The sequence below is a fragment of the Rahnella sp. NRRL B-41462 genome, assembly GCF_003263525.1.
Taxonomy (GTDB): domain Bacteria; phylum Pseudomonadota; class Gammaproteobacteria; order Enterobacterales; family Enterobacteriaceae; genus Rahnella; species Rahnella aceris.
Genome location: NZ_JYDF01000136.1, coordinates 1 through 12,201, shown reverse-complemented (window position 1 = coordinate 12,201; position 12,201 = coordinate 1). Strand labels below are relative to the sequence as shown.

The 12,201-nt window shown below is 54.8% G+C and carries 9 protein-coding genes and 1 pseudogene; 7 read left to right on the top strand and 3 right to left on the bottom strand.

Features of this window, described 5'->3' with window-relative positions; genetic code table 11:
* Positions 1 to 49 precede the first annotated feature (49 nt).
* Positions 50 to 3,580: a pyruvate:ferredoxin (flavodoxin) oxidoreductase gene (gene nifJ, locus UC14_RS24300; protein WP_112198607.1), complete on the bottom strand. Its 3,531-nt coding sequence runs from the start codon at positions 3,578 to 3,580 to the stop codon at positions 50 to 52.
* A gap of 514 nt (positions 3,581 to 4,094) precedes the next feature.
* On the opposite strand from nifJ, the gene UC14_RS24295 reads away from it, so the two are divergent.
* Positions 4,095 to 4,376, top strand: coding sequence for a DUF333 domain-containing protein (locus tag UC14_RS24295; protein ID WP_013575393.1), 282 nt, complete (start codon positions 4,095 to 4,097; stop codon positions 4,374 to 4,376).
* Positions 4,377 to 4,425: 49 nt separating this feature from the next.
* On the opposite strand, the gene hslJ is transcribed toward UC14_RS24295, so the two are convergent.
* A complete protein-coding gene (gene hslJ / locus UC14_RS24290; protein WP_112198606.1) occupies positions 4,426 to 4,848 on the bottom strand; it encodes a heat shock protein HslJ in 423 nt (140 codons plus the stop codon).
* A 202-nt stretch (positions 4,849 to 5,050) separates the two neighbouring features.
* On the opposite strand from hslJ, the gene UC14_RS24285 reads away from it, so the two are divergent.
* The 5 genes from UC14_RS24285 (at position 5,051) to UC14_RS24265 (ending at position 10,190) form a co-directional block, all read left to right on the top strand.
* Positions 5,051 to 6,154, top strand: coding sequence for an ABC transporter ATP-binding protein (locus tag UC14_RS24285; protein ID WP_013575395.1), 1,104 nt, complete (start codon positions 5,051 to 5,053; stop codon positions 6,152 to 6,154).
* A gap of 65 nt (positions 6,155 to 6,219) precedes the next feature.
* Positions 6,220 to 7,500 carry an ABC transporter substrate-binding protein gene (locus UC14_RS24280; protein WP_112152478.1) on the top strand — a complete coding sequence of 427 codons (1,281 nt, stop codon included), beginning with the start codon at positions 6,220 to 6,222 and terminating at the stop codon, positions 7,498 to 7,500.
* A 16-nt stretch (positions 7,501 to 7,516) separates the two neighbouring features.
* A complete protein-coding gene (locus UC14_RS24275) occupies positions 7,517 to 8,428 on the top strand; it encodes a carbohydrate ABC transporter permease (RefSeq protein ID WP_112198605.1) in 912 nt (303 codons plus the stop codon).
* Complete coding sequence (locus tag UC14_RS24270) at positions 8,425 to 9,240, top strand: carbohydrate ABC transporter permease (RefSeq protein WP_013575398.1); 816 nt, start codon at positions 8,425 to 8,427, stop codon at positions 9,238 to 9,240. The genes UC14_RS24275 and UC14_RS24270 overlap by 4 nt, the downstream gene beginning before the upstream one ends.
* A gap of 20 nt (positions 9,241 to 9,260) precedes the next feature.
* Positions 9,261 to 10,190: a metallophosphoesterase gene (locus UC14_RS24265; RefSeq protein ID WP_112198604.1), complete on the top strand. Its 930-nt coding sequence runs from the start codon at positions 9,261 to 9,263 to the stop codon at positions 10,188 to 10,190.
* 76 nt (positions 10,191 to 10,266) lie between these two features.
* Here UC14_RS24265 and UC14_RS24260 read toward each other — a convergent pair whose 3' ends face one another.
* On the bottom strand, positions 10,267 to 11,253 hold the full coding sequence (locus UC14_RS24260; RefSeq protein ID WP_112198608.1) for a 2-hydroxyacid dehydrogenase: 987 nt from the start codon (positions 11,251 to 11,253) through the stop codon (positions 10,267 to 10,269).
* Between the two features lie 242 nt (positions 11,254 to 11,495).
* Between UC14_RS24260 and UC14_RS24255 the strand changes: the two are divergent.
* Positions 11,496 to 12,201, top strand: a pseudogene (locus UC14_RS24255) (hypothetical protein); the annotation flags it as partial.

The window sequence follows — 12,201 nt, the reverse complement described above, 5'->3', positions numbered from 1 at the left end:
CAGGGGAGGGAGCCGACCGCGTTTTTTTCTCAACTCACAGTTTAAAAACTCAAGACTCCGGCTCGGTCTTCTTCCCCGCCAGCATGGCTAAAAAGTCATATTTAGCCTGTAACTCTTTCTCTGCCGCCGCATACAACATCTCTGCTACTTCCGGCTGTTGGGAGTTCAGTCTTCTGAACCGTTGTTCATTATTGAGCGTATCGGTCAGCCCGCTGGAAGGCGGTCTTGAATCGAGGGCCAGTGCCGGTTTGCCTTCTTCGACACGACGCGGATCGAAGCGGTACAGTGGCCAGAAACCGGTGGTAGTCAGTTGTTTCATCTGGTCATGGCTGAGCGCCAGATCATAGCCGTGTTCCTCACACGGGCTGTACGCGATAATCAGCGACGGCCCCGGATACGCTTCGGCTTCCTGAATGGCTTTGACGGTCTGGTTAAGCTGCGCGCCGAGTGAAATCTGCGCCACATACACATGACCGTACATCATCATGCTCACTCCCAGGTCTTTGCGTGATTTGCGTTTTCCCTGTTCTGCGAATTTCGTGACTGCACCGAGCGGAGTCGCTTTCGACTGCTGTCCGCCGGTGTTGGAATAACACTGGGTATCGAGCACCAGCACGTTGACGTTTTCGGTCAGGCTTAAGACGTGATCCAGTCCGCCGAAACCAATGTCATACGCCCAGCCGTCACCGCCAATCAGCCAGATGGATTTATCCACCAGATAATCGGCATCGGTGGCTAACTGACGCGCATCCGGCGTGTCGATGTCTGCCAGAATTTTACGCAGCGCCGTGACATGCCCGCGTTTCACTTCAGGCGTGGACGTGTCATTGCGCAGGCCACCGAGGACGTCCGCCGGAATATGTTCCGCCAGCGATGCAACCAGACGCAGCACGCGGCGGCGGTGCTGATCCACCGTCAGACGAAAGCCCAGCCCGAACTCGGCGTTGTCTTCAAACAGTGAATTTGCCCATGCCGGACCGCGACCTTCGGCGTTAGTGGTGTACGGCGTTGAAGGCAGATTACCGCCATAGATAGAAGAACAGCCGGTGGCATTGGCGATCAGCAAACGGTCGCCATAAAGCTGGGTCAGCAGTTTGATGTAAGGCGTTTCGCCACACCCGGAGCAGGCACCGGAATACTCAAACAGCGGGGTGATCAGCTGAGACGTGCGGATATCAATGCGTTCCAGCGTGGTTTTATCAATCTCCGGCAGTTTGAGGAAGAAATCGTAATTGGCGCGTTCTTCTTCCAGATGTTCGATGCGATCCGCCATATTAATGGCCTTGATGGACGGATCCTGACGGTCTTTCGCCGGACACACTTCAACGCACAGATTACAGCCGGTGCAGTCTTCCGGTGCGACCTGCAACACGTACTTCTGACCGCGCATGTCGCGGGATTTCACATCCAGCGATTGCAGGGCAGACGGCGCATCTGCCATAAATTCCGGCTGAACCACTTTGGCGCGGATCGCCGAGTGCGGACAGGCGGCGACGCAATGATTGCACTGGGTACACAAATCCGGTTTCCAGATCGGCACTTCTTCGGCAATGTTGCGTTTTTCCCATTGCGTGGTGCCGGTCGGCCAGGTGCCGTCCGGCGGGAACGCGGAAACTGGCAGGGCATCGCCAAGACCGGCCAGCATGGTAGCGGTGACAGTTTTGACGAAATCCGGTGCCGCATCGGAAACAATCGGCGGGCGTTTGCGCGGATTTTCCGGAATAGCCTGCAGCGGCACGGAGACCAGTTCTTCCAGCGTAGCGGCCAGCGCCATCCAGTTGCGGGTGACGATCTCTTCGCCTTTGCTGCGGTAACTGCGGGCAATCGCGCCCTGCAATTCGGCGAGCGCCTGTTCGCCCGGCAGGATCTGCGTCAGGTGGAAGAACGCCATCTGCATGACGGTATTAATGCGCGCGCCGAGTTTGCATTCGCGGGCAATTTTGGCAGCGTTAATCACATAGAAACGGGCTTCGTGCTGGATAAGTGTCGCCTGCACTTCCAGCGGTAAACGCGCCCAGACTTCATCAGCGCTGAACGGCGTATTGAGCAGGAAAATCCCGCCAGCACGCAGACGTTCTGCCATCTGATACAGGTCGATAAACTGCCACTGATGACAGGCAACGAAATGCGCCTGACTCACCAGATAAGCAGATTTGATCGGCTTTTCACTGACACGCAGATGCGACACCGTCAGGCCACCGGCCTTTTTGGAGTCGTAGACAAAATAACCCTGCGCATACATCGGCGTGCTGTTACCGATGATCTTGATATTGTTTTTGGTGGCCGACACCGAACCGTCGCTGCCCAGGCCATAGAACAGGGCTTCGAGCGACGCGTGCTGCGGCAACGCTTCTTCCACCACCGGCAGGGAAAGGCCGGTGACGTCGTCATAAATGCCGACGGTAAAGCGCGGACGCGGCTGGCTGAGCGACAGTTCGCGGAACACCGACAGCACGCAATCCGGCCCGAATTCTTTCGAGGATAATCCGTAACGGCCGCCGCTCACTTTTGGCAGTGAATCGCGTTCGCCACGGGAATAGGCTTCGGCCAGCGCGGTCATCACGTCGAGGTATAACGGTTCAGCCAGCGCGCCCGGCTCTTTGGTGCGATCCATCACCGCGATGCTTTTCACACTTTGTGGCAGCACGGACAGCAAATGTCCGGCGCTGAACGGACGGTACAGCCGGACCTTCAGTACGCCGACTTTTTCGCCACGGGCATTCAGGGTTTCAATCACTTCTTCGGCGGTGCCGATGCCGGAACCCATCAGCACAATCACCCGTTCGGCTTGCGGATCGCCAACATATTCGAACGGCTTATATTCACGGCCAGTCAGGACGGCAAAAGCATTCATCGCATCAATGACGTGCTGGCCGGTGGCGTTGTAATACGGATTGGTGGCTTCGCGGGACTGGAAATAAGTGTCCGGGTTGGCGGAAGTGCCGCGGATCACCGGATGGTCCGGCGACAGAGCACGGGCGCGATGCGCATCAATCTGCGCCTGCGGCAACATCTGCTGGAGCGTGTCATCACTGAGCGGGGCAATTTTGTTGATTTCGTGCGAGGTCCGGAAACCGTCGAAGAAATGAATAAACGGCACGCGGCTGTTGAGACTGGCAACCTGAGAAATCAGCGCGAAATCCTGCGCTTCCTGCACGCTGGCGGCAGAGAGCAGGGCGCAACCGGTCTGGCGTACGGCCATCACATCCGAATGATCGCCAAAAATGGACAGCGCGTGGGTGGCTACGGTGCGCGCAGCGACATGCAGCACGAACGGCGTCAGTTCACCGGCCAGCTTGTACAGCGTCGGGATCATCAGCAACAGACCCTGAGACGAGGTGAACGAGGTCGACAGTGCGCCGGTCTGCAACGCGCCATGCACGGTGGAAATCGCACCGGCTTCCGACTGCATTTCCATTACCGTCGGGACATCGCCCCACAAATTTTTCTTCCCTTCGCCTGACCAGGCACCGGCAATTTCGGCCATGGTTGAACTGGGGGTGATCGGGTAGATAGCAATCACTTCGTTGGTACGATAAGCCACGGAAGCGACTGCATTATTACCATCAGTGGTGATCATGGAATACCTTTTTTGCTCTGCTCACAATGGCAGCCAGCGGAAAAGTCGGTTGCTGGCGGGAATGTTAAAAGCTTAGCAGAGGGCGGATTAATCGATTTATCCTGATTGTGTGCAGGGCTATTTCGGCTGATATTTTAAGCGGTTACTGAATAACCCGAGGCGCTGGGATTATTATTAGCTGTCGTGCAGAAGCCGGTTTGGGACAGCGGCTAAATAGGGGCGTGAAGGGCGCGCGCGTGATGATTAATGAATATCTTTCGACAAATTCAGTCAGCATATAAGCGCCTTATCATTATATTTTTCCGCGAATGCAGCGGGAAAAGCGGTTAATTACTGTTGGTTTTATGCGTTAAAGAAATAACCGGCCGAAATAAAATGTGTCTGAGTGTTTAAATTTGAGATTATTTTAGGAAAAAGTTGATGTTATTTTGCCGAAAGGCTCGACGCAGGCGAAAAACGTCGGATATGATGGCGATTCGCAAAAAAATCCCCGTCATATTCAGGAGCAGGACAGATGATCACTGCGTTTCGCGTGTTACTGGCCGCCGGTGTGCTGGTGTTAGCCGCATGCAGCAGCCACGACGATTCGGCTGACGTTCCACAAAAAGGCAACAGCGTTAATATCGGGCAACGTACCGTTAATATGGATAGCCCGGCGTATGCAGCCTGTTCTATGGCGGGCGGGCAATTACGGATGGCGCCGCAACTTGATGGCAGCCGCGTCGGTATGTGTTCGATGGCTAATGGTCGTCAGTGCTCGGAAAGTGCTTTGATGCAGGGTGTGTGTAAAGCCTGATAAACGCCAGACAGTCGTCTGCGTTTTTGCAGTTAACGTGGCAATAAATTTACATCCGGTCTTTCAGACGATAAATCAACTGGTGTTTACCTTGTGTCAGGGTCAGTTTGTTTTCCTGCAAGGTCAGCGCCGCGCCGTTATTAAGCACATCGCTGATCACGTGATCCCACTTATTCAGGTTTTCATCCGGGCACATCATCATGGTGGATGCCAGTCCTTTCACGGTCAGCACGTTGTTTTGCAACTGGCCCTGACCCATGAAGTTATTACACATTTTTCCCGAAACGTGCATGTTTGAGCCGAACTCAATGTCCGGAATGCGCCCTTGCGCGGCAGGAACCGTCTGACCATCGACGCTCAGCAACTCAAAACGGTGATGCTGCAAATCGGTCTGTTTAACGGCGGTATTCTGATTCATGCTGCACGCCCCCAGGGTCATCGCGGCGGCCAGAACAAACAGTGACTTCTTCATCTTCTCTCCTGAGAAATATTCCTTTGGCATTCGCCATGTCGATATATTCAACTGACTTATGCGATATTTGTTGGCGTATTATAGCGTGAATGAATGGGACTTAAAACCTTGTCCGTCTTTATCCCGTCATCTCCCGATCATAAAAGCGTCATTTTAGCCCGATAGGTTATGCCCATCATCGGTCAGAGAGACTTACAGCGGCATGAGCTACCTATCACTGCATCACATCCGGAAATCCTGGGGGACGAAAGTGGCCCTCAATGACATCAGTTTTGATGTGGAAGAGGGTGATTTTATTGCCTTGCTCGGTCCTTCCGGCTGCGGAAAATCGACGTTATTACGCACCATCGCCGGGCTGGAAACGGCGGAAAGCGGTACGTTGTATTTTCAGCAATCCGATGTCACGTCGCTGGCACCCTCGCAGCGTAAACTGTCGATGGTGTTTCAGTCTTACGCGTTATTCCCGCACATGAATGTGCGCGAAAATCTGCTTTTCGGCCTGCGTGCGCGTGGCGAAGACAAGCGTCATTTTGCATCGCGGCTGGCGGACGTCAGCAGGCTGATGGAACTGGAGCCGCTGCTCGACCGCTTACCTTCGCAGCTTTCCGGCGGTCAGCAACAGCGCGTGGCGCTGGGCCGGGCGGTGATTGCCAACAACAGGCTGTGCCTGATGGACGAACCGCTTTCCAATCTCGACGCCAAACTGCGCCAGAGTATGCGCCGCGAAATCCGTGCAATTCAGAAGAAGCTCGGCCTGACCTTATTGTATGTCACGCACGATCAGACCGAAGCGATGAGCATGGCGGACAAAATCATTTTGCTCAACGATGGCCGCATCGAGCAACACGACACCCCGGATAACCTTTATAACAACCCGACCAGCATTTTTGCCGCGCAATTTATCGGTGCGCCGCCAATGAATATTCTGCCGCTCGAACGCCGCGGGCAGCATCACTATCTCGCCGGTACGCCGCTGCCGGTGGTGGAAAACCTCAACGAAAACGCCCTGAGTCTCGGCCTGCGCGCCGAAGATATTCAGCTGATTTCGCCTGAACACGCCAGCCTGACCGCCCGGGTGGTCAGCCATGAATACATGGGGGCGGACACCCTGGTGGCCTGCGCACTTGCCGGATATCCCGAGCTAATGACCGTGAAAGTCGCGGGCATGAAACGCTTTGCTGATGGTCAGAGGGTCGGTCTGCAATGGACCACGGGCGCACAATATTTTTTCATTACAGCAGACGGAAAACGCTGCTTCCACGCTGAGCAATCCTGTTTACCGTCAGATCACAGAGTTGCTGTGTAGTTGTCATTTTTTGCCGTTATTCACTTTTATTGACTCATACAACGCCTATTGCCGAAGGGAAAACTATGTCATCTGTTCACCGTTTTTCACGTCTCGCTACCGCCGTTCTGCTCATCTCCTGCACCTCTGCTTTTGCGGCAGATCCGGTGAAATTACAAATGTATTACCCGATTGCTGTCGGCGGGAAAATCAGTCATACGGTGGATACGCTGGTAGAAGATTTCCAGAAAACACATCCTGATATCAGCATTCAGCCGGTGTATACCGGTGATTACGCCACCACCGTCACCAAAGCGCTGACGGCGTTTCGTGGCGGCAATGCCCCGCAAATTGCGGTGATCGGCGATATTGAAGCGTATTCCCTGATCGACGCGGGCGCGATTTTGCCGGTCAGCGATCTGGCGAATGACGCAGACGGTAAAAAATGGATCGACGGCTTCTATCCGGCCTTTATCCGCCACATTCAGGGCAAAGTCTGGAGCATTCCGTTTCAGCGTTCGACGGTGGTGTTGTACTGGAACAAACAGGCGTTTGAGAAGGCGGGTCTTAATGGCGACACGCCGCCTGCCAGCTGGCAGCAGGTGGTCGATTTCGGCAAAAAACTGGTGGTGCGTGACGGTTCTGAAGTGAAGCAGTGGGGCATTGAAATCCCGTCCACGCCGAACGGTTACTGGAATTTCCAGGGGATTGCGGCCACCAACGGCAGCCATCTGGATAATGGCAAAGGCACGGCAGTGACATTTGACACACCCGCCAATGTGGAAGCCCTGCAATGGCTGACCGATCTGTCGCAGAAAGAAGCGGTGTCACCGAAGGGCACCATCGCCTGGGGCACCACTCCGCAGGACTTTATCGACGGCAAAACGGCGATGATGGTCACGACGACCGGCAACCTGACGACCGTGCGTGAGAACGCGAAATTCCCGTTTGGTGTGGCGATGCTGCCGGAGAAAACGCAGCGTGGTAGCCCGACCGGCGGCGGTAATCTTTACGTCTTCAAAAACACCACGCCGGAACAACAGAAAGCGGCACTGGAATTTATCCGCTGGGTTTCTGCCCCTGAACAGGCGGCGCGCTGGAGTATCGCCACCGGTTATGTCGCGACATCGCCTGCTGCGTGGGAAACCCCGGTCATGCAGGATTATGTGAAACAGGTGCCGCAGGCGCTGGTGGCCCGCGAACAACTGAAATATTCGCAGCCGGAACTCTCGACCTATAACAGTGTGCAAATTCAGGAACTGATGAACCACGCGATTGAAGCTGCGGTCACACAGGCAAAAACGCCGGCAGACGCGCTGAGTTCGGCGCAGAAACAGGCTGACCGCCTGCTGAAACCGTATCAGTAAGCGCGAAAGGAACAGCATGAGCACATTTCACGCGGTTCTTCCGGCCACCCGCACACGCGGGTTGTCATTACAACTTTACGGCTATCTGTTGCTGCTGCCCGCGCTGGGTTTTCTGCTGCTGTTTACCCACTATCCGGCGCTGGCAACGGTGTGGGAAAGCCTGTTCAGCGCTGCCCGCAGCGGGCATCCGCCGCAGTTTGTCGGGCTGGATAACTACCGTGCGCTGCTGGACGACGACGTGTTTATGTTGTCGTTACGCAACAATCTGCTCTACGCCCTTATCACCATCCCGCTGTCGGTTGCCCTTGCGCTGCTGATGGCGCTGGCGGTCAACCGCCGTCTGCGCGGCAATGCGCTGACCCGCGCCGCTTTCTTTATTCCTTCGCTGCTGCCGATGGTGGCGATTGCCAATCTGTGGCTATTTTTCTATACGCCGCAACTCGGTTTGCTCAACAAAATGCTGGCGCTCTTTTCGCTACCTGCGGTCAACTGGCTGGGTGAACCGGGCACGGCACTCTACAGCCTGATGGCAGTTTCAGTCTGGCGCGAGGCCGGGTTCTTCATGATTTTCTACCTTGCCGCATTACAGCAAATCGACCCGCAGCTGGCCGAAGCGGCAGAAATCGAAGGGGCATCACGGCGCTATTTCTTCCGCCGGGTACAGTGGCCGCTGCTGATGCCAACCACATTATTCGTGCTGATCAACGCCTCGATGAATGCATTCAGGATTGTCGATCAGGTGATTGCGATGACCAATGGCGGGCCGAACAACAGCACCAGTTTGCTGCTGTTTTACATCTACCGCACGGCGTTCAGTTACTGGGATTTACCGGCTGCGTCGGCAATGACCGTCGTGTTACTGGTGATCCTCGCTGTCATCGCGCTGATTAAATTCAACCTGCTGGATAAAAGGGCGCATTATCAGTGAAACCGTTTTCTTTCAGCCGCCTGATCCTGAATCTCGCCATCTGGCTGGCGGCGTTACTGTGGTTTTTACCGGTGCTGGTCGCGGTCTGGGTGGCGATTCATCCGGCGTCAGTGCAGGGCAGTTTTTCGCTGTTTGCGCCGCTGACTTTTCAGAATTTCATCAACGCCTGGCAGGCGGCACCTTTCGCGCGCTACTTCATGAACACTACTTTGCTGGTGATGATGATTGTGGTGTGCCAGCTGATTCTGGCGACCCTGGCGGCTTACGCGCTGGTGCGGTTTAAACTGAAAGGGGCAGGCTTTATCTTCGCGCTCATTTTGCTGCAACTGATGATAAGCCCCGATGTGCTGATCCTGAACAACTACAAAACCATTGGCGCGCTCGGGTTGCGTGACACGCTGGCGGGCATCGCGCTGCCGTATTTTGCCTCGGCGTTTGCCATTTTCCTGCTGCGCCAGACGTTTAAAAGTATTCCGCTGGTGCTGGAAGAAGCCGCCATTGTGGAAGGCGCCAGCCGGTTTTATATCCTGCGCAAAATCTATATCCCGCTGGCGAAACCGATTTATGTCGCTTTTGCACTGGTTTCCATCAGCTTCCACTGGAACGATTTTCTCTGGCCGTTAGTGATCACCGATTCCGTCAAAGTGCGGCCGGTGACGGTCGGACTACAGTTGTTTTCCGCGCCGGAGCAGGGCGTGCAATGGGCGCTGATCAGTGCCGCCACCCTGATGACCGTGTTGCCACTGCTGGTGTTATTTCTGATATTTCAGCGTCAGTTTGTTCAATCCTTTATGCGGGCAGGGATCCGTTAAGATCCCGACAGGAGAATGTTATGGCCGTCACCACTTTATCCCCTTTGATATCCGAACGGCAGGCGCTGGCGCTGGGCAACGTGAGTGCATTTTATCAGTTGCCGGACGTTCACGATGGGCTGGTCACTGGCACACGGCTGCGCTTCGGGCTGATTGCCGACCCGCAGTATGCGGATGCCGAACCCCAAAAAATCCGTTATTACCGCAACAGCCTGAATAAACTGGCCACCGCCATCAATGAGCTTAATGATCTCAAACTCGATTTTGTGGTCACGCTGGGTGATCTGGTGGACCGTGACTGGAGCAGTTTTCAGGCTGTTCTTGCCCGTTATGAGGCGCTGCGCCACCCGCATGCGGCGGTGATCGGCAACCACGACGCGCAGGTGATTTCCGAGCATCTCGGGGCGCAGAAACCGGCCATCGGTTTACCGAAAAGTTATTATTCGTTCCGTTTGCCGGGCTATCGTTTTCTGGTCATCGACGGTAACGACGTCAGTTTGTATTGCAACCACGCCAATGCCGATGACCGCCAGTTAGCAGAATATATGCTGGAAGAACTGACAGAATGTCAGCAGTCGCAGGCGCAGCCCTGGAACGGTGCGGTCGGGCCGAAACAGCTTGAATGGATTGAGAAAAACCTGCTTGAGGCGCGTGAGCAGTGCGAGGTGGTACTGGTTTTCGGCCATTATCCGCTGACACCGGTTAACAGCCACAACCTGTGGAATTGTGAAACGCTGGTGGAATTGCTGTGCCGGTACGACGTTCGCGCCTATTTCGCCGGTCACGATCACCGTGGCGGTTATGACCGTGTAGACAATACTGATTTTATTACGCTGAAAGGTATGGTCGACGGCGAAAGCAGCCTGCCATTTTCCTCGGTCACGCTGGCTGATGATGTCCTGACCCTCACCGGCTACGGCCCGGAAATCAGCCGGGTGCTGAGCCGCTGAGTGTGTTGCAGCGCAGATGCAGAAAGTAAAAAGGCTCACCGGAGTGAGCCTTATAATGATGATGCTGATTACGTGATTAAAGCAGGTTCGGGCAGACCACACCTTTCGACAGCTGATCAATATTCAACAACGTCGTTTCTGAAATGCTGGTCAGTGCGTCGCTGGTCAGGAAGGCCTGATGGCCGGTGAACAGCACGTTGTGGCAGGACGACAGACGACGGAAGACGTCATCAAGGATCACTTCGTTAGAATTGTCTTCGAAGAATAAATCGCGTTCATTCTCGTAAACGTCCATGCCCAGTGCGCCGATTTTTTGCTTTTTCAGGGCATCGATAGCGGCAGTGGCATCCAGTAATCCGCCACGGCTGGTGTTGACGATCATCACACCGTCTTGCATTTTGGAGAAGGCTTCTGCATTAAGCAGATGATGATTTTCCGGTGTCAGCGGGCAGTGCAGCGAAATGACATCGGATTCGGCATACAGCGTATCCAGGTCGACATACTCCGCGCCGAGTTCGAGGGCCAGCGGGCTGGGATACGGATCAAACGCCAGAATGCGCATGCCGAAACCTTTCAGGATCCGCATCGTCGCCACGCCAATTTTACCCGTACCGATAATACCGGCGGTGCGCTGATACATGTTAAAACCGATCAGACCTTCCAGCGAGAAGTTGGCTTCACGCGTGCGTTGATAAGCGCGATGGATGTGGCGGTTAAGACACATCATCATTCCCACTGCATGCTCAGCCACCGCTTCCGGCGAATAAGCCGGTACGCGCACCACCGAAATTCCCAGTTCTTTTGCGGCATCTAAATCGACATTGTTAAAGCCTGCACAACGCAGTGCCAGCGTTTTAATGCCCAGAGAGGCCAGTTCCTGCAGCACTTCGCGGCCGCCATCGTCATTCACGAAAAGGCAGACTGCATCGGCACCTACCGCCGTTTTCGCTGTTTGCGGGGTCAGCAGAAAGTCGAAAAATTCCAGTTCATAGCCATAATGCGCGTTGACCAGTTCCAGATATTTCCGGTCGTAATTTTTAGTACTGTAGACAGCCACTTTCATGGTGTTTCTCCGCAGTGAGTTTGAATCTCTGGCGAAACGGCTTCCGCCTGTTTTATAAGGAATAAACAGTTTCAGAAACAATTCGCAATATGCCATCAAACTAGCAGAGCGCAGGAAGGCAGACAATTTATCCTGTGCTATTTGATTCAGGTGCTCTGGCATTCCTGTCATCAGTTGTTACGCTAATTATGATATCTTGCGGGCGTTTAGATCATTTAGTGAAGCATAAGACAAGGCAAGTCATGAGGAACGGACTGAAGAAAAGCGCGCAGATACTCCTGAGTATAGTGGTGATTATTGCGCTGCTGTTGTGGGTGTTATGGAAAACCGTGCCGCGCTGGTTGCCCGTTGTTGCCAGCCACTGGTTGCCGGGCGGAACCCAACTGGTGCTGAGTGGTTCTCCGCACTGGTCGCACGGCGTCCTGCAACTGCCGGGCTTGCGCTATCAGGCCGGGGACTGCACGCTCGCGACGGCGCGAAATGCCCGCCTCAGTCATAACACCGGCCAATGGGCGCTGAAGCTTGATGCGCTGACGGTCGATACCGCCTGTCTGGCAAAACTGCCCAAAAGCGAAAGTCAGTCAACGCTTTCCCTCGCAGAGATACAGCAACTCCTGCCTGCCGGTGACGTCAGTATCGGCCAGTTTTCTGTGACGCCGTGGCAGCATTACGCTGCCAGTGTGCAGCTCAGTAATCTGGACGGCATACAACATCTTTCTGTGAATGGCGATGCCCTGAAACTTGACGCCGTGCTTGACGGTAACCGTCAGCTTGCCATCCGTTCATTCAGTCTGACGCCGCCGGGCAGTACGCAGCCGGTGACGCTCAGCGGTAAACTGCTGCTGCCAGCGAATCTCGATCATCTGCCTGAATCCGGCGAACTGCACGCCGAAATGCAAACGGCGCAGGTGCCTCAGCCGCTGGATATTACGCTGAGCTGGCAGGCAA

What these genes read in the sequence shown, in the direction of transcription:
- nifJ (WP_112198607.1), bottom strand. Translation starts at nt 3,580, where the DNA reads ATGATCACCACTGATGGTAATAATGCAGTCGCTTCCGTGGCTTATCGT.
- UC14_RS24295 (WP_013575393.1), top strand. Translation starts at nt 4,095, where the DNA reads ATGATCACTGCGTTTCGCGTGTTACTGGCCGCCGGTGTGCTGGTGTTA.
- hslJ (WP_112198606.1), bottom strand. Translation starts at nt 4,848, where the DNA reads ATGAAGAAGTCACTGTTTGTTCTGGCCGCCGCGATGACCCTGGGGGCG.
- UC14_RS24285 (WP_013575395.1), top strand. Translation starts at nt 5,051, where the DNA reads ATGAGCTACCTATCACTGCATCACATCCGGAAATCCTGGGGGACGAAA.
- UC14_RS24280 (WP_112152478.1), top strand. Translation starts at nt 6,220, where the DNA reads ATGTCATCTGTTCACCGTTTTTCACGTCTCGCTACCGCCGTTCTGCTC.
- UC14_RS24275 (WP_112198605.1), top strand. Translation starts at nt 7,517, where the DNA reads ATGAGCACATTTCACGCGGTTCTTCCGGCCACCCGCACACGCGGGTTG.
- UC14_RS24265 (WP_112198604.1), top strand. Translation starts at nt 9,261, where the DNA reads ATGGCCGTCACCACTTTATCCCCTTTGATATCCGAACGGCAGGCGCTG.
- UC14_RS24260 (WP_112198608.1), bottom strand. Translation starts at nt 11,253, where the DNA reads ATGAAAGTGGCTGTCTACAGTACTAAAAATTACGACCGGAAATATCTG.